Source organism: Bradyrhizobium nanningense (assembly GCF_004114535.1).
Classification (GTDB): Bacteria; Pseudomonadota; Alphaproteobacteria; order Rhizobiales; family Xanthobacteraceae; genus Bradyrhizobium; species Bradyrhizobium nanningense.
In genome coordinates, this window is record NZ_LBJC01000080.1 from 63,066 (window position 1) to 80,037 (window position 16,972).

17 protein-coding genes are annotated in these 16,972 nt (G+C 65.4%); 13 read left to right on the top strand and 4 right to left on the bottom strand.

All coding sequences use genetic code 11. From position 1 onward, the window contains the following. Positions 1 to 76: 76 nt before the first annotated feature. From XH84_RS36480 to XH84_RS36495, 4 genes are all read left to right on the top strand, one after another. A complete protein-coding gene (locus XH84_RS36480) occupies positions 77 to 2,158 on the top strand; it encodes a methyl-accepting chemotaxis protein (RefSeq protein WP_128919226.1) in 2,082 nt (693 codons plus the stop codon). 283 nt (positions 2,159 to 2,441) lie between these two features. Then, positions 2,442 to 3,380 carry a dihydrodipicolinate synthase family protein gene (locus tag XH84_RS36485; protein WP_128919227.1) on the top strand — a complete coding sequence of 313 codons (939 nt, stop codon included), beginning with the start codon at positions 2,442 to 2,444 and terminating at the stop codon, positions 3,378 to 3,380. Between the two features lie 275 nt (positions 3,381 to 3,655). Next, positions 3,656 to 5,056: a selenium-binding protein SBP56-related protein gene (locus XH84_RS36490; protein ID WP_128919228.1), complete on the top strand. Its 1,401-nt coding sequence runs from the start codon at positions 3,656 to 3,658 to the stop codon at positions 5,054 to 5,056. An 83-nt stretch (positions 5,057 to 5,139) separates the two neighbouring features. Continuing rightward, complete coding sequence (locus XH84_RS36495) at positions 5,140 to 5,733, top strand: hypothetical protein (RefSeq protein WP_128919319.1); 594 nt, start codon at positions 5,140 to 5,142, stop codon at positions 5,731 to 5,733. 3 nt (positions 5,734 to 5,736) lie between these two features. On the opposite strand, the gene XH84_RS36500 is transcribed toward XH84_RS36495, so the two are convergent. Genes XH84_RS36500 through XH84_RS36510 form a run of 3 tightly spaced genes read right to left on the bottom strand, consistent with a single transcriptional unit; the run spans position 5,737 to position 8,312 of the window. After that, the gene (locus tag XH84_RS36500; protein ID WP_128919229.1) at positions 5,737 to 6,435 is read right to left on the bottom strand and encodes a DUF1045 domain-containing protein; all 699 of its coding nucleotides are present in this window, start codon (positions 6,433 to 6,435) and stop codon (positions 5,737 to 5,739) included. An 18-nt stretch (positions 6,436 to 6,453) separates the two neighbouring features. Beyond that, a complete protein-coding gene (locus XH84_RS36505; protein ID WP_128919230.1) occupies positions 6,454 to 7,647 on the bottom strand; it encodes an alpha-D-ribose 1-methylphosphonate 5-triphosphate diphosphatase in 1,194 nt (397 codons plus the stop codon). Next, positions 7,644 to 8,312 carry a transferase hexapeptide repeat family protein gene (locus XH84_RS36510; RefSeq protein WP_128919231.1) on the bottom strand — a complete coding sequence of 223 codons (669 nt, stop codon included), beginning with the start codon at positions 8,310 to 8,312 and terminating at the stop codon, positions 7,644 to 7,646. Before XH84_RS36510 ends, XH84_RS36505 begins: the two co-directional genes overlap by 4 nt. A gap of 171 nt (positions 8,313 to 8,483) precedes the next feature. On the opposite strand from XH84_RS36510, the gene phnC reads away from it, so the two are divergent. From phnC to phnE (XH84_RS36530), 4 genes are all read left to right on the top strand, one after another. Then, on the top strand, positions 8,484 to 9,293 hold the full coding sequence (gene phnC, locus XH84_RS36515; protein WP_128919232.1) for a phosphonate ABC transporter ATP-binding protein: 810 nt from the start codon (positions 8,484 to 8,486) through the stop codon (positions 9,291 to 9,293). Between the two features lie 74 nt (positions 9,294 to 9,367). Continuing rightward, positions 9,368 to 10,303 carry a phosphonate ABC transporter substrate-binding protein gene (gene phnD / locus XH84_RS36520; protein ID WP_128919233.1) on the top strand — a complete coding sequence of 312 codons (936 nt, stop codon included), beginning with the start codon at positions 9,368 to 9,370 and terminating at the stop codon, positions 10,301 to 10,303. Positions 10,304 to 10,375: 72 nt separating this feature from the next. Next, positions 10,376 to 11,260 carry a phosphonate ABC transporter, permease protein PhnE gene (gene phnE / locus XH84_RS36525; protein WP_128919234.1) on the top strand — a complete coding sequence of 295 codons (885 nt, stop codon included), beginning with the start codon at positions 10,376 to 10,378 and terminating at the stop codon, positions 11,258 to 11,260. Then, the gene (phnE, locus tag XH84_RS36530; RefSeq protein WP_128919235.1) at positions 11,257 to 12,102 is read left to right on the top strand and encodes a phosphonate ABC transporter, permease protein PhnE; all 846 of its coding nucleotides are present in this window, start codon (positions 11,257 to 11,259) and stop codon (positions 12,100 to 12,102) included. The genes phnE (XH84_RS36525) and phnE (XH84_RS36530) overlap by 4 nt, the downstream gene beginning before the upstream one ends. A 125-nt stretch (positions 12,103 to 12,227) precedes the next feature. Here the strand turns inward: phnE (XH84_RS36530) and phnF are convergent, their stop codons facing one another. Then, positions 12,228 to 12,956 (bottom strand): phosphonate metabolism transcriptional regulator PhnF, encoded by a 729-nt coding sequence (gene phnF, locus XH84_RS36535; RefSeq protein ID WP_128919236.1) that lies wholly within the window; start codon positions 12,954 to 12,956, stop codon positions 12,228 to 12,230. 120 nt (positions 12,957 to 13,076) lie between these two features. On the opposite strand from phnF, the gene phnG reads away from it, so the two are divergent. Genes phnG through phnK form a run of 5 tightly spaced genes read left to right on the top strand, consistent with a single transcriptional unit; the run spans position 13,077 to position 16,956 of the window. Then, on the top strand, positions 13,077 to 13,553 hold the full coding sequence (phnG, locus tag XH84_RS36540; protein WP_128919237.1) for a phosphonate C-P lyase system protein PhnG: 477 nt from the start codon (positions 13,077 to 13,079) through the stop codon (positions 13,551 to 13,553). A 4-nt stretch (positions 13,554 to 13,557) separates the two neighbouring features. Continuing rightward, on the top strand, positions 13,558 to 14,166 hold the full coding sequence (phnH, locus tag XH84_RS36545; RefSeq protein ID WP_164936228.1) for a phosphonate C-P lyase system protein PhnH: 609 nt from the start codon (positions 13,558 to 13,560) through the stop codon (positions 14,164 to 14,166). A 3-nt stretch (positions 14,167 to 14,169) separates the two neighbouring features. Next, positions 14,170 to 15,273, top strand: coding sequence for a carbon-phosphorus lyase complex subunit (locus XH84_RS36550; RefSeq protein ID WP_128919238.1), 1,104 nt, complete (start codon positions 14,170 to 14,172; stop codon positions 15,271 to 15,273). After that, positions 15,270 to 16,166, top strand: coding sequence for an alpha-D-ribose 1-methylphosphonate 5-phosphate C-P-lyase PhnJ (locus XH84_RS36555; protein WP_128919239.1), 897 nt, complete (start codon positions 15,270 to 15,272; stop codon positions 16,164 to 16,166). The genes XH84_RS36550 and XH84_RS36555 overlap by 4 nt, the downstream gene beginning before the upstream one ends. Continuing rightward, entirely contained in the window at positions 16,159 to 16,956 is a 798-nt protein-coding gene (gene phnK / locus XH84_RS36560) for a phosphonate C-P lyase system protein PhnK (RefSeq protein WP_128919240.1), read from the top strand. Before XH84_RS36555 ends, phnK begins: the two co-directional genes overlap by 8 nt. The last annotated feature ends 16 nt before the right edge of the window (positions 16,957 to 16,972 follow it).

Consider the following 16,972-nt stretch of genomic DNA (forward strand, 5'->3'; position numbering starts at 1 on the left):
TTTGATTAAAGTCTTAACCAAACCTTGGCATGTCGCCATGCAAGGTGGCCTCTCGTGAAGAGTAGGCGCCCGACCCATGACGATGTTTAACAAATCGGTAAGCTCGCTTCTCCTGACGCTGATGGCGCTACTGGCCGTCGGCGCGCTGACCTCTACCGCGACCCAGATGGTCGGGGCCTTCGGCCGCTACAGCGACAGTCTGGAGACCGAACGGCTTGCGAACGCCGACAAGGCCATCTTCCACGGCGTGGTGTCCCTGCGCAGCAATCGGGGCGATGCCCAGAGTGCGCTGCTCGGCGAGGACGATCCGCGCGCCAAGCTCGGTGCCGCCGAGAAGGCCGAGCAGGCCGGCTATGATTCCATCGTCGCGGCCCTCTCCACCATCGAATTCACCCGCCGCGACGAGCTTGCGAGTACGCTGAAGCAACGCTGGAGCGAGGCCGCCCCGAAGTTCCAGCTGTTCTACGACGAGGCGAAGCTGCCGCGTGCCGAGCGCAAGATCGAGCGCACCGCGGCCTGGTACGATGGCGTCACCAAGGTGATCGAGACCGCGAATCTGGCCTCCACCGCGGTGTCGAACCGCGCCTGGACCAACGATCCCTTCATTGCCCGCATGATCCAGGCCCGCCGCCTTGCCTGGCAGGTGCGCGACCGCTACGGCATCCAGTGCTCGACCCTGCGCCCGAACGTCAACACCTCCAAGCCGCTCGACGAGACCCAGAAGCAGACCGTAGCCGGCTGGAACGGAATCATCGCCGCCGGCTGGACGGGCATGGAGGAGCTGCTGGCCGCGCCTGACGTGTCGGCGGAGATGGTCAACACAGCCAAACAGGCGCGCGCGAAGACCGACGGCGTCCTCAAGCAGATCGGCGATCTCACCAAAAATCTCGACGGCAGCGGCCGTCCGGCGATGCCCCCGGCGGAATGGAACGCGTTGTGCCAATCGCCTTTCGCGCCCATCGTCGCTGTCGCCAACACGGCGCTCGACCAGTCGATCGCGCGTGCGGAGGCCGTTCAGGCCAAAGCCCTCACCAATCTCATCGTGCAGTCGTTCGCCTTCCTGCTCGCGCTGGCCGTGACCCTTGCCGGCGTGTTCGTGGTACGCAATCGCCTGATGCGGCCGGTGCGCGCCATCCTCGATGCCATCGCGCGCATCAGCGCGCGCGACTATGCGACGCCAGTGCCGCAATCCCGGCATCCCGACGAGTTCGGCACCATGGCCGCCGCACTCGAAAGCCTGCGCGAGAGTGCGGCAACCGCCGAGCGCCTGGGCCAGGAACGTGAATCGCAGCAGGCGCTGCAGCTCGCCCGCTCCGGTACCGTCGATGCGGCTTGCCGCAGCTTCGACGATACCGTGCAGGCGGTCATCCAGAGTGTCGTCGCATCGACGAAGGAACTCGATGCCACGGCGACGGGCGTGCGCTCGCTGGTCTCGCAATCGAGCAGCCAGACCGCGGCGGTCTCCTCCGCCGCCGAACAGGCCACCAACAATCTGGAGACCATTGCGGCCGCGACCGAAGAGCTCTCCGCGTCCGTCGGCGAAATCTCGGCGCAGGTGCAGTCCAGCGCCCGCGAGGCCCGCGAAGCCGTCTTGCAGGCCGAGCAGACCAACGCGACGGTCGAGATCCTCGACCAGACTGCAAGCCGCATCGGCGAGGTCGTGAAGATGATCAATGCCATCGCCGGCCAGACCAACCTCCTGGCCCTCAACGCGACCATCGAAGCTGCGCGCGCGGGCGAGGCCGGCCGCGGTTTCGCCGTGGTCGCCGGCGAGGTCAAGAGCCTCGCCTCCCAGACCGCGACGGCGACGGAAGAGATCTCGCGTCAGGTCGAGGAGATTCAGAGCGCGACGGGCCAGGCGGTTGCCGCCATCCGTTCGATCGGCGGCGCCATCGGCGGCATCGACGAGAAGATGACGGCGATTGCTGCCGCCGTCGAGCAGCAGCGCGCGGCCACCACGGAGATCTCGCGCAACTTCCAGCAAGCGGCGCAAGGCACCCGCGAGGTCACCGACACCATCGGCAGCGTCGCCAGGCTCAACCAGGAGACCGGCAATGCCGGCACGGTGTTGTCGGAATCCGTCAAGAAGATGTCGGCCGACGCCGATCGTCTCCGCGTCGCGGTTGAGGGCTTTTTGGGAGCGGTGAAGACCGCGTAAGCACCTTAGGCAATCGTCAGAGATTCGGCCTGCATGGTTCGAGACGCCCGCTTTGGCGGGCTCCTCACCATGAGGATCTGATATTTTGCCGCGGGCCACGACCTCATCCTGAGGGCCCGCCGCAGGCGGGCGTCTCGAAGGATGGCCTCAAACGAGCTTCCTCTCAGTTCCCCATCCGACGTCGCGCGGCCATTGCCGCAGGTCCCGGCGGCGGCTACATCTGTGCCGCCTCGCGCCGTGAGCGCAGCGCCAGACGTAAGACACATCAGGGATGGAGAGTTCGATGCCGGTCACCCCACACAAGGCCCAGCGCCCCTATCGCGGCGTGTTCCCGGTCGCGCCCACCATCTTCGACGAGCGCGGGGAGCTCGACCTCGAGGGACAGCGCCGCTGCATCGACTTCATGATCGATGCCGGCTCGAACGGCATCTGCATCCTCGCCAATTTCTCCGAGCAGTTCGTGCTCACCGATGCCGAGCGCGAGAGCGTGATGCACGCGGTGCTGGAGCATGTCGCGGGCCGGGTTCCCGTGATCGTCACCACCACCCATTTCAGCTCGGCCGTCTGCGCCGCGCGCAGCAAGCAGGCCGAAGCGGCGGGCGCCGCCATGGTGATGGTGATGCCGCCCTATCACGGCGCCACCTTCCGGGTCCCTGAGAAGGGCATCGTCGAATTCTTCAAGGTGCTCTCGGGCGCGATCGACATTCCCATCATGATCCAGGACGCCCCGGTGGCCGGCACGCCGCTGTCGGTCGAGCTGCTCGCGCGGCTGGCGCGCGACTTCTCGAACGTCCGCTATTTCAAGATCGAAGTGCCTGGCGCGGCTTCAAAGCTCCGCAGCCTGATCGAGGCGGGCGGCAAGGACATCGAGGGTCCGTGGGACGGCGAGGAGGCGATCACGCTGCTCGCCGATCTCGATGCCGGCGCCACCGGCGCGATGACCGGCGGCGGCTATCCCGACGGCATCCGCCAGATCATCGATCCCTATTTCGCCGGCGATCGCGAAAAGGCGAAGGCCGCCTATGAGCGCTGGCTGCCGCTGATCAACTACGAGAACCGTCAATGCGGCCTGATCGCCTGCAAGGTCATGATGCAGGCCGGCGGCGTGATCAAATCGGACGCCGTGCGCCATCCGCTGCAGCCGCTGCATCCGGCGACGCGCGCCGGGCTGCTGGAGCTGGCGAAGGAGCGCGATGCGCTGGCATTGCGGTGGGGGAAGTAGGTCTCCCTGTCGTCCCGGCCCCCCGTGCACAATTGCTGCACTAGGCCGGGACGACACTGAATAGGACGCGTGCGTTCCGCCCGATCCCGGCGGCATGCCATTCGACCCAAGGCGTCGAAATAGCGCGGTTCGGCCAGTTTCCCCCGGCGCGGCGATGGCATATTGTACGTTCGCCAACCGGCCCTGCGGAGCATCCCAAGACATCGCGTAATACCTCTCCATGCCGTTATCCCGGGCCAGGTTGGCGCGTACCGACAGAACAGGGAGGCAGTGCCATGACGATGAGGCCGGATCCCACCTTTCACGCATCGCCCAAGCTTGCGATGGAAGCGCCTGCTGAGAACTTTGCCTACACGTTGCTGCTCAGTCCGGATTTCTCAAAGCCGGATGCGCTCGCGGTCATCGACGTCAAGCCGGGATCACCGACCTATAGCCAGATCGTGCACACCGTGACGATGCCCAACAAGGGCGATGAGTTTCATCACTTCGGCTGGAATGCCTGCTCCTCCGCCTTGTCGCCGCTCGCCGGACATGCCTTCATCGAGCGGCGCTATCTCATCATTCCGGGACTGCGCTCGTCGCGGATCTACATCATCGATACCAAGCCGGATCCGACCAAAGCCAAGATCCACAAGATCATCGAGCCCGAGGAAGTGTTCAAGAAGACCGGCTACTCGCGGCCGCATACCATCCATTGCGGGCCGGACGGCATCTATGTGAGCACGCTGGGCGGTGGTGGCAAAGACGGCACCAATGGTCCTCCTGGCGTCTTCATCATGGATTGCGAGACGTTCGAGGTTCTTGGACGATGGGAGATCGATCGTGGCCCGCAGACACTGCATTACGATTTCTGGTGGAATCTGCCGCGCGACTACATGGTGACGAGCGAATGGGCGTTGCCGCCACAGTTCGAGAACGGGATCGTCCCGGAAGATCTGCTTGCGAACAAATACGGCCATCGTCTCCACTTCTGGGACCTCCGCGCCCGTCGCAACGTCCAGACCATCGACCTCGGCGCCAATCATCAGATGGCGCTGGAGGTGCGGCCGGCGCACGATCCGGTTCGTGAGTACGGCTTCGTAGGCGTCGTGGTCGACACCACCAACCTCGAAGCCTCGATCTGGACCTGGTGGCGCGAAGGCGGGAAATTCCATGCCGAGAAGACGGCGACGATCCCGCCCGAGCCGGCGCCAAAGGAGAAGCTCCCGCCGCTGCTGCAGGGCTTTGGTGCCGTGCCGCCGCTGGTGACCGACATCGACCTGTCGATGGACGATCGTTTTCTCTATGTCTCGTGCTGGGGCACGGGCGAAATGCGCCAATACGACGTGAGCGACCCGCGAAAGCCGAAGCTTGCGGGCTCGGTCCACATCGGCGGCATCGCGCGCCGTACGCCCCATCCGAACAGCAAGGCATTCGCGGCCGGCCCGCAGATGGTCGAGATCAGCCGCGACGGCAAGCGCGTATACTGGACCAACTCGCTCTATTCCACCTGGGATGACCAGTTCTATCCCGACGGGGTACCGGGCGTGGAGGTCATGGTCAATGTCGGTCGCAACGGCGGCCTCGAGCTCGACAAGGATTACTTCGTGAGCTTCCCCGACGGATATCGTGCGCACCAGATCAGGCTGGAGGGCGGCGATTGTTCGACGGACTCCTTTTGCTACCCGTCGGTCTAGGTTGGGGGCACGCGAGCCCGGCGGTCGGCTGGCTTTGGCTCGCGCTTATTGCGAGCGGTCTCTACCACGGGATCAATCCCGGGATGGGATGGCCGCTCGCTGTTTCGGCCGGGCTCCTGGACAAGAGCCCGCGCGCGCTCTTCCGTGCATTGGCGGCTCTCGCGGCCGGACACCTTCTGGCAACGCTTCTCGTTCTGCTGCCTTTCGCGCTGCTGCTCGTGTTGGCGGAGTGGCAGCGTTCGATCCAGCTCAGTGCGAGCCTTCTTGTCATCGGCTTTGGCGTCTATCGGCTGATCGAGCGGCGCCATCCGCGTGCGCTGGCACGAATTCCGCCGACGCAATTGGCGCTCTGGTCGTTTGCCGTCGCCATTGCTCACGGCGCCGCCTTGATGCTCGTGCCGATCTATCTCGGTCTCTGCCAAGCATTCGAACTCGATGCCGGCCACGAGGCCGCTGGCGCGCTGATGAAGACAAGTGTCGGGATGGCGATGCTGGTGTCTCTGGTGCACGTTGTCGCCATGATCAGCGCGGGCGGATGTCTGGCGTGGCTGGTCTACCGTTACCTGGGATTGAGGTTTGTCTCACGAAGCTGGTTCAATCTGGATGTGATCTGGGCGGCCAGCCTCATTGTGGTTGGCGTGGTGGCGCTCGGCTTCAATTTCGCGAGCCGGTCGTGAAACCTACCGCGTCAAAGCCCACTCGTCGACGATGCGAAAGCGCCCCCTCGCGTCGTGCTGTCTAAACAGCGCGATGCGATCGATCACGAGCGCATCGATCTTCAAAGCCGCAAACCGCGCCCGCAGCATCTCCAGGATCGCCCCGCGCCGTTCCGCATCCAGCCGCCCGGTCAGCGTCATATGGAAGCGGAATTCCTCCATCACGTAAGGATAGCCCCAGCGGTCCAGATAGTCGCGCTGCCGTTCGCTCAGCTTCTCAGGTCTGCGCCGCGCGCGATCCTCCGCCGACAGAGCGGCGCGGAAGGGATCGAACTCACGGACGCAATCGGCGGCGAGCTCTTGTAGCGCCTCGACCGGCTCGGCCGGAATGACGGCGATGAAGCCGCTGATGGAATCCACAATCGGCCGGATCACGGGAAGCGGTCGAGACTTGTCGGCGAAACTCGCGCAGGCGGCCATCAGCTCGGCATCAGTCTTGCCAGGCGTCAGCGCCATCGGTGCCTTCAGCGTGGCATGAAAACCGTATTTGCGGGGATCGGCACTGACATCGCACCAGTCCGGCGCGACGCGCAATGCGTCGGCGGGAAAGGCCAGTTCGCTACCGGTATAGGCATCATAGCCGAGCAGCTCGGCGCCGAAGCGAGAGAGGGCGCTGTCGGCGCCTGCGGCAAAATAGATCGCGTAGCGGGGAAAACCTGTCATTGCCTCAGCATAACCAATTTACGCCGCAACGACAGTCTCGCGTGGCATCGCTGCGGCGGCGAGGAGGCGTGTTGCATCGGTGAGATGCACGAGCTTGCCGCCCGAGATCACCGCGATCAGCCGCGGTCGCAATGGCAGGCTGTCGTCGACCAGCAGAATGTCGGCCCGGCGGCCTTCGTCGAGCACGCCGCGATCGGTGAGGCCGGTCGCACGTGCGGGTCCGGCGGAGACCAGATCCCAGGCTTTCGGCAGCGGCAGCACACCATCGGCGGCGAGGCGGAACGCGGCGAGCAGCTGCGCCGGATAATAATAGTCCGAGGCCAGCACCGAGCAGAGTCCCTTGGCGATCATGTCGGAGGCCCTGGTCCAGCCGGTGTGGCTGCCGCCGCGCACGACGTTCGGCGCGCCATAGACGATGGCATCGCCGTGGTTCGCCGCCGCTTGCGCGGTCTCCTCATTAACCGGAAACTCCGCGATGTCAGCCCCGAGCTCGCGAAACTCCCGGCGCATCGCCGGTGTGGCGTCGTCGTGCGAGAGCATCCGCACCTCGGCGGCACGGGCTGCGGCGGCCAGGCGCGCAACGGAAGCCGGCACCTCGTCGGCGCGCGAGGTCACGCGTTCGACCAGCCGATCGAATTCCTCGGCTGACAGGCCGGTGCGCTCCACCATGCGGTTGCGCTTGCGCGGCTTGGCCATGTCGGCGACGGTGCCGTCCATGTGGTCGTTGAAGGCAAGCAGGTCGACGCGGCCCTCGGCCAGCCACTGGCTGATTTCAGGCTCGGACTCAAGATTGTAGGTCTCGTGCCTGAGATGGAAGCGGGTGTCGGCGGCGAATTGCGGGCGCTGCCGCTCGATGGCCTCCATCAGGCCGCGCGCATTGTCACAGCTGCGCAGGCCCGGCTCCCACGAACAGGTCGTGGCGTGAAACACCGTGGTGATGCCGTTGCTGATCGCCTGGCGGTCGCTGTCGGCGAGCGCGACGTCGATCGGGAAGTCGACGCCGGCGCGGGGCATCATCTGCCGCTCGAACGCATCGCCATGGAGATCGACGATGCCGGGTAGCACCAGCAGGCCCCGTGCATCGATCGCCAGCCGCGCCCGGCCGCGCGAGGCGTCCATCGCAGTGATGTCCTGCCCGGATACCGCCAATGACGTTTCGGCGACCTCAGTGCCGATCAGGGCCCGGCCGCCTTCAAGGAAAATGTCTGTCACGCGACCGCGCTTCGTTTGCTGGGAGAATTGGCGAGAGAGCTCGCTCGTGCTTCGTATGTCGCAAGAAAATCTTCAATCCCGAGCTTGCGGAAATCAGGCAGAGCTTGCCGCAATTTGTCGTGATCCCAGTCCCACCAGGCCAGCCGCGCAAGCCGCCCGGCGATCTCTTCGGAGAATCGCCGCCGCACGATTCGGGCCGGATTGCCGGCGACGATGGTGTAGGCCGGCACGTCCTTGGTGACGATGGCGCCGGCCGCGATCACCGCGCCGGTGCCGATGTTGCGGCCCGGCAACACGACCGCGCCATGGCCGATCCAGACGTCGTGGCCGATATCGACGTGATGCTGCCGCCGCCACTCGAAGAACTCGGTATCGTCGCTCTCGCCTTCGAAGTAGGCGCTCGAACGATAGGTGAAATGCGCCTGCGTCGCGCGGTGCATCGGATGATTGCCGGGATTGATGCGCGTCATCGCCGCGATCGAGCAGAATTTTCCGATTGTACTGTAGGTGATCTGGGCGTCGTTCACGACATAGGAGTAATCGTCCATCGCCACTTCGTGCAGGATCGTGCGTGCGCCGACCTCGGTATAGGCGCCGAGCCTGGTCTCGTGCAGCGTGGCCGAAGGATCGATGGTCGGCTGGACCGAAAGCGCTTTGGCGGCCATGTTGGTTCCGGATTGCGGGCGGGCGTTCCTCTTCGAGCGGCTTGATGACGATGTCATGACGGGGCGATGACAGGGGATGAGCTGCGTAGGATCGCCGCACCGCACAGCACCTGTCACACAAGTGTTAAGCGCCGGCGTTAGCGGTTGGCTCCAGTTAATCTGGAGCGCTGCATGCTGGTGGTGGAAGGTCTGACGTGTCGCTTCGGCGCGAAAGCCGCGGTGGACGACGCATCGTTTCAAATTTCCCCCGGCGGCTTCGTCGGTGTGATCGGACGGTCCGGCGCCGGCAAATCGACGCTGCTGCGGAGCATCAACCGCCTGGTGACGCCGACCGAGGGCCGCATCCTGTTCGATCGCGTCGACGTCACCGCCTTGCGCGGCAGGGAGCTGCGGCAATGGCGGGCGCGATCGGCGATGATCTTCCAGCAGTTCAACCTGGTCGGCCGGCTCGATGTCCTTACCAACGTCCTGATGGGGCGCCTTGCTACGATGCCGGCCTGGCGCTCGCTGTCGCAAGTATGGCCCGAGCAGGACAAGGCGCTGGCGATGTCCGCGCTCGAACAGTTCGATATCGCATCGCTCGCTGCGCAGCGCGCCGACCAGCTCTCCGGTGGTCAGCAGCAACGCGTCGCGATTGCCCGCGCCTTGGTGCAGCAACCCGACATCATCCTCGCCGACGAGCCGATCGCCTCGCTCGATCCGCGCAACACCAAGATCGTGATGGATGCGCTTTTGCGCATCAACAAGCATTTCGGCATCACCGTGCTCTGCAACCTGCATTCGCTGGATCTGGCGCGCAGCTATTGCGACCGCCTGATCGGCATGGCGCAGGGGCGCGTGGTGTTCGACGGTGCACCGTCCGCGCTGACCGATCACGTCGCGCGCGAGCTCTACGATCTCGAAGCCGCCGATGTCATGGGCGGCATGCCTGTACCGGTGCCCGAGGGCGTCCCGGCGCTCGGAACGGCCGCGGCCGCCTGAGCGAAATCCGTTTCGTTGCAAATCTTCGTTTCAAGTCTTTGCGTCAACCGACCTCAACAGATGAAGAGGATATCATGATCACTCGCAGATTAGTTCTCGCCGGCGCCGCCGCGCTCGCGTTCACGGCCTCCGCTTCCGCCGACGACTGGAAGGCCAAATATCCCGAGCTGACCTTCGCGGTCGTTCCGGCGGAAAACGCCTCCGGCGTCACCGAACGTTGGGCGCCGTTCGTGAGCTATCTCTCCAAGGAACTGGGCGTGAAGGTCACGCTGCGCATCGCCAACGACTATGCCGCTGTCATCGAGGGCCAGCGCGCCGGCAACATCCATATCGCCAGCTACGGCTCGGCCTCGTTCGCCCGCGCCCGCCTGACCGGCGTCAAGACCGATGCCTTCGCCAACGACATCAACGCCGATGGCTCGACCGGCTATTATTCGGTGTTCTTCGTCAAGGCGAGCAGCCCGTACAAGAGCGTCGATCAGCTCAAGGGCAAGAACCTCGGCCTGGTCGATCCGAACTCGACCTCGGGCAACAACGTGCCGCGCTTCGAGCTCGACAAGATGGGCATCCCCGATGCCGACGGCTATTTCAGCAAGGTCGTCTTCACCGGCAGCCACGAGAACGCAATGCTGGCGCTGTCGCAGGGGACGGTGGACGTTGCCGCCAACCAGTGGACCAGCGACGACGATTCCACGCTGGCGCAGATGCTGACCAAGGGCATGCTGAAGAACGCCGACGGCTCTGCGATGAAGAAGGACGACTTCCGCATCATCCACAAGTCGGCGCCGATCATCAACGGCCCCTATGCCTACAATTCCGACCTGCCGGAAGACGCCAAGGCGGCTATCGCCAAGGCGTTCTTCGACGCGCCGGCCAAGGACAAGGCCGCGTTCGATCGCCTCTCCGACGGCCAGAAGAAGGGTTTTCATCCCGCCACCACCAAGGACTGGGATGGCACCATCGAGCTGATCAAGTTCGTCGACGCGCTGCGTAAGAAGAAGGCGTCCTAAGTTTCGGGACGACGCACCTGGAGCCGGGTCGATGAACCCGGCTCCTTCTTTGACCGGACCCATCCGAAGTCGATGACAACAGCGGTTTCGATCCTACCCGAGCAGCAGCTCGCCGTGCTCAACGCTGCCTATCGCCGGGCGGTCGGGCGCAGGCGGCTCCGCCTGCTAGGGGGAATCGCGATCGTCGCCGCGGCGCTGGTCCTCGCCGCGATCGGCGCGGAAGTGAATCTGCGCACGCTGTTCACCTATTTCGGCAATTTCGTCAGCTATTTCGACCGCATCCTCACACTCGACAGCGGCCAGCGCGTCTGGACCGATGCCGGCGAGTGGCTCTGGGGCTGGCGCAAATGGCTGAAGATGCTGGGCGAGACGCTGCTGATCAGCTACGTCGGCACGCTGATCGGCGCGACCTTCGCGTTTCTCCTGAACTTCTTCGCGGCGGAAAACACCTCGCCCGCGCCCTGGCTGCGCTTCGTCGTCCGGCGCCTGCTAGAATTCGCCCGTACCGTGCCCGGCATCGTGTTCGCCCTGATCTTCGTGATCGCCTTCGGTCTCGGACCGATGGCGGGCGTGCTCGCTATCGCGATCCACTCCACCGGCGCGCTCGGAAAGCTGTTCTCGGAGATCGTCGAGAACGCCGACATGAAGCCGGTCGAGGGCATCCGCTCGACCGGCGCGAGCTGGCTCTCCTGCATGCGCTTCGCCGTCGTGCCGCAGGTGACGGCGGGCTATGCCAGCTACGCGCTGCTGCGCTTCGAGATCAACGTCCGCGAGGCCTCGGTGATGGGATTCGTCGGCGCCGGCGGCATCGGCCAGGAGCTCGTCGTCGCCATCCGCAAATTCTACTATTCGGACGTCAGCGCCATCCTGCTCACCATCATCGTCACGGTCTTCATCATCGACATCACCACCGGCTGGCTGCGCAGCCACCTGTTCGGCAAGGAGGCGCGGACGTGACGCCGCGAGAGGTCGATCCACGAGAGCTTCGCGCGCGCTACCCCGACGTGTTCGACCGGCCGGCGTCCGCGCGGCTCGCCATGCCGGCGATGATCGTCGCGGCGTTCGCGCTCCTCATTTACGGCCTCGTCGATCTCGACTTCTCGCCGTCGCGGTTCTTCGCAGGACTCAGCCAGCTCGGCTGGATCACATTGATGATGATTCCGCCCGATCCCGGCTCGTCGCTGCCGATCTATCTGAAGGCGCTTGGCGAGACGCTGTCGATCGCGCTGCTGGGGACGACGCTGGCCGCGGTGTTCGCGCTCCCCGTCAGCCTGCTGGCCGCGCGCAACATCATACCCTCGCAGATCCTGCGTTTTCCCGTGCGGCGCTTCCTGGATTCGATCCGCGGCGTCGACACCCTGATCTGGGCGCTGGTGTGGATCAACGTGGTCGGGCTCGGCCCGTTCGCCGGAGTCCTCGCCATCGCGGTGTCGGATTTCGGTGCGTTCGGAAAGCTGTTCTCGGAGGCGATCGAGGGGGCCGACCAGAAGCAGGTCGAGGGCATCCGCGCCTCCGGCGGCAGCCCGCTGCACGAGATCCGTTTCGGCCTGTTGCCGCAGGTACTGCCTGTCATCGCCGGCCAGGTGCTCTATTTCATTGAATCCAACACGCGTTCGGCCACCATCATCGGCATCGTCGGCGCTGGCGGCATCGGCCTGCAACTCGCCGAGCAGATTCGCGTGCTGGAATGGCAGAAAGTGTCGTTCCTGATCCTGATGATTTTGGTTGCGGTCGCCGCGATCGATTTCATCTCGGGCAAGCTGCGGTTCGCGATCATCGGGCGAAGGGCTGTGGCGTAGAAGATTCTCTCCGCGTCATGGCCGGGCTTGTCCCGGCCATCCACGTTCTTCTGTTGGAACTTTAAGACGTGGATGCCCGGGACAAGCCCGGGCATGACGAAATTGCGGAGCCGGCGCAGCCCACCCTACGACTCCACCAGAAACTCCACCCGCTCCGCCGCGAAGCGGGAATGCTTGGTCATCAGCGGCTTGCCCTGGAGATCGTGGTCGGTGGCGTCGACCACCAGGATCGGGCGTCCGAGCGCGAGATCCAGCCGGGCCGCGTCGGTGGCGTCCACGATGCCGGCGGTAATCCGGGTCGCGCCGCGGCGATAGTCGCGCACGCCATAATGCGCGAGCAGTTTCGTCATTGAGCGCGTCGCCGCGAACACCGCCCCCGCATTCGGAAACAGTTCGGCCGACAGCCAGGTGGTGGAGACGCAGATGGGGGTGCGGTCGGCGAGGCGGATCGCCTCGATCCGCACCAGGGGCGCACCGGCTTTCAAGCCGAGCTCGCGCGCCAGCTCGCGGGTGGCGACATCGTCGCAGGCCTCGATCAACTGGCCGCGCGGCTCGCGGCCGCCGGCCCCGACGATCTCGGAGAAACGGGTGCGCGAGCGTAAGGGATAGGCGAGCTTCTGCGCCTCGACATAGGTGCCGCTGCCACGCTCGGCCCGCACCAGGCCGCGCTCGGCAAGGGCTGCGAGCGCGCGTCGCACGGTGTGGCGGTTGACGCGATAGGTTTCGGCGATCTCCATCTCGCCCGGCAATTTGTCGCCGGCGGCAAAGCGGCCATCGGCGATGCCGCGCTCGATGCCGTCGGCAACGAGGCGCCACAGCGCGACGCCGGACGACGCAGTGTCTTGCATGCTCATATCGCCGGTCAGCCTAGCCCAGAAATCACGGCTTTGTCACGAAACAGTCATGGCGCGCCCGTATGAAGTTGTCTATTATCATAGACAACTTCGGCGCGGCAAGTTCTGTCAAGAGGTTCGGTGGATCGGGTGACCCAGCAAAGCAACCAGCAAACCCAGCGCAGGGCCGCCATGGCCGTGCTGGCGCACGCGGAGGCGGGCGAGATCGCCGCCCGCCTCCGCGACTTGGCTCTGGATTTGGCCCTGCCGGCCCATCAGGATTTGCGTGCGCCGGAAAACGGCCTCGTCATGCTGCGCGGCCGGGTCGGCGGCGACGGCGCCCCCTTCAACCTCGGCGAAGCCACGGTGTCCCGCGCGGCCGTGAGGCTTGCAAGCGGCGAGGTCGGCTTCGGCTACACGCTCGGGCGGAACAGTGAGAAGGCGCGGTTGATCGCGCTGTGCGATGCGCTGGTGCAATCCCCAGATTTTGGTGCGGCCATCGAGCGCGACGTAATCGCCCCGTTGCGCGAGCAGCTTATGATTCGCCGCAAGCAGGCGGCGGCCGAGACCGCCGCGACGAAAGTTGATTTCTACACCATGGTGCGCGGTGAGGGGTGAGATCATGACCACGATTGCGGAATTGCCGCCGGGCTTCGCCGACAAGGTGCTGTCGGCGCAATCGACCTTTCGCTCGGTGATGGACGCGATGGCGCGGCCCGGCTCGGTCCAGCGCATCGTGCCGGGAGCGGGGGCGCCAGAGCCGATGATGCGCGGCACCGCGGCGATCGCGCTGACGCTGTTCGACCACGACACGCCGCTCTGGCTTGACGCGCGGATGGCGGCGATCTCGGATATCGTGAAATGGCTGAAATTCCACACCGGCGCGCCGGTGGTGCAGGATTGCTCGATCGCGAGTTTTGCGCTGATCAGCGACGGCGCCTTGCTGCCGGCGCTGGAGCGCTTCGCGCTCGGCATCAGCGAATATCCGGATCGCTCGACGACGGTGATCCTGCAGGTCGAGAGCCTCGAATCAGGTCGCCCCTTCGAGCTGCGCGGACCCGGAATCGACGGCACCGCGACGCTTCAGGCGTCGATCAAGCCCTTCGATCTGTTCGAGCGCCTGCATGTCAACGAGGCGCTGTTTCCGCGCGGCATCGATGCCGTGCTGGTCGCCGATGATGCCGTGGTCGCGATCCCCCGCACCACGCGCGTCGTGAGCAAGGGAAGCTGAAGCATGTATGTCGCAGTCAAAGGCGGCGAACGCGCCATCGAGAACGCCCATCGCCTGCTCGCCCACAAGCGACGCGGCGACCAAAGCGTTGCGGAGGTCACGCTCGACCAGATCTCCGAGCAGCTTGGCCTCGCCGTGGACCGCGTCATGAGCGAAGGCTCGCTCTATGATCGCGAGCTTGCGGCGCTCGCGATCAAGCAGGCGCGCGGCGATCTGATCGAGGCGATCTTCCTGGTCCGCGCCTTCCGCGCCACGCTGCCGCGTTTTGGCGCGAGCGAGCCGGTCGACACCGGCGCGATGCGCGTGCAGCGGCGGGTGTCCTCGACCTTCAAGGACATTCCGGGTGGCCAGATCCTCGGGCCGACCTTCGACTATACCCACCGCCTGCTCGATCCCTCGCTTGCGCAGGGCTTTGCGCCGGAGGCACCCGCCACGGCCGATGCATCCACGGCGCCGACGCCGCGCGTGACGGACATTCTCGGCCGCGATGGCTTGATCGAATCCTCGCCGCAGGCCGAGGAGGGCGCCGGCGTCGGCGATCTCACCCGCGAGCCGCTGAACTTCCCGGCCGGCCGCGACCTGCGGCTGCAGAACCTCGCGCGCGGCGACGAGGGATTTCTGCTGGCGATGGGCTATTCCACCCAGCGCGGCTATGGCCGCAACCATCCCTTTGCCGGCGAGATCCGCTTCGGCGAGGTCGAGGTGGAATTTTTCGCGGAAGACGCCGGCTTCGCCGTGCCGCTCGGTTCGATCGAGCTGACCGAGTGCCAGATGGTCAACCAGTTCAAGGGCTCCGCGACCGAAGCGCCGTGCTTCACCCGCGGCTATGGCCTCGCCTTCGGCCAGAGCGAGCGCAAGACCATGTCGATGGCGCTGGTCGACCGCGCGCTGCGGGGCCGCGAGCTCGGCGAGGAGGTGCGTGCGCCCGCGCAGGACGAGGAATTCGTGATGTCGCATTCGGACAACGTCCAGGCGACCGGCTTCGTCGAGCATCTCAAGCTGCCGCATTATGTCGACTTCCAGTCCGAGCTCGGCCTGCTGCGCAAGCTGCGGAAAGAGTTCGCCGATGCCCAAACGCCCGATGCCATGAAGGAGGCCGCGGAATGAACGCGCCGGCCTACAATTTCGCCTATCTCGACGAGCAGACCAAGCGGATGATCCGCCGCGCCATCCTCAAGGCGATCGCGATTCCCGGCTATCAGGTGCCGTTCGCCAGCCGCGAAATGCCGATGCCCTATGGCTGGGGCACCGGCGGCGTGCAAGTGACGGCGGCGATCCTGGGACCGCAGGACGTGCTGAAGGTGATCGACCAGGGCTCCGACGACACCACCAACGCGATCTCGATCCGCAAATTCTTCGCCAAGACCGCCGGCGTCGCCACCACGACGGCTACCGAGGAGGCGACGGTGATCCAGACCCGTCACCGCATTCCGGAGGCGGCGCTCAGCGAGAGTCAGGTGCTGGTCTATCAGGTGCCGATCCCGGAGCCGCTGCGCTTCCTCGAGCCGCGCGAGACCGAGACGCGGCGCATGCATGCGCTCGCCGAATACGGCCTGATGCATGTGAAGCTCTACGAGGACATCGCCCGCTTCGGCCACATCGCCACCGCCTATGCCTATCCGGTCAAGGTCAACGCACGCTACGTGATGGACCCGTCGCCGACGCCGAAATTCGACAATCCCAAGATGGATAATTGCCCGGCGCTGCAATTGTTCGGCGCCGGCCGCGAGAAGCGCATCTACGCGATCCCGCCCTATACGCAGGTGGTGTCGCTCGATTTCGAGGATCACCCGTTCGAGCCGTATCGCTTCAACGCGCCTTGCGCGCTGTGTGGGGCGGAGGACTCTTACCTCGACGAGATCGTCACCGACGACAAGGGCAGCCGCATGTTCGTCTGCTCCGACACCGACTATTGCGAGGGCCGGCAGGCCGCCGGCCATCACGGCAGCCTCAGTGGCGCGCCGTACAAGGAGAAGGCGCAAGGAGGCACGAATGGCTGATCCAGACCTGCGCGAGAACGACGAGCCGCTGCTGGTCGCGACATCCCTCAGCAAGTCCTTCGGCCGCATCGCCGCGTGCCGCGACGTGTCGTTCGCGCTCTATCCCGGCGAGGTGCTGGCGATCGTCGGCGAATCCGGCTCGGGCAAGTCGACGCTGCTGCAATTGCTGTCGGGCCAGCTCGCGCCGAGCGCCGGCCACGTCGCCTACCGCATGCGTGACGGTGTCACCCGCGATCTCACCACGCTCGGCGAAGCCGAGCGGCGCTTTCTGTTCCGCACCGACTGGGGCTTCGTGCACCAGGATCCCGCCCAGGGCCTGCGCATGGCGGTGTCGGCCGGCGCCAATGTCGGCGAGCGGCTGATGGCGGTGGGGTGGAATCACTATGGCCGCATCCGCGACACCGCATCCGACTGGCTGACGCGCGTCGAGATCGACATCGCGCGGATCGACGATGCGCCGCGGACCTATTCCGGCGGCATGCGCCAGCGGCTCCAGATTGCGCGCAACCTCGTCACCGAGCCGCGGCTGGTGTTCATGGACGAGCCGACCGGCGGCCTCGACGTCTCCGTACAAGCCCGCCTGCTCGACCTCCTGCGCGGCCTCGTCGCCGAGCTGCACCTTGCCGTCATCATCGTCACCCACGATCTCGCGGTCGCGCGCCTGCTCTCGCACCGGGTGATGGTGATGAAAGGCGGCCGCGTCATCGAAACCGGTCTCACCGATCAGGTGCTCGACGATCCACGCGAGCCGTATACGCAACTCCTCGTCTCGTCGATACTGCCGCCATAAGCCTTCCAAGATGGGT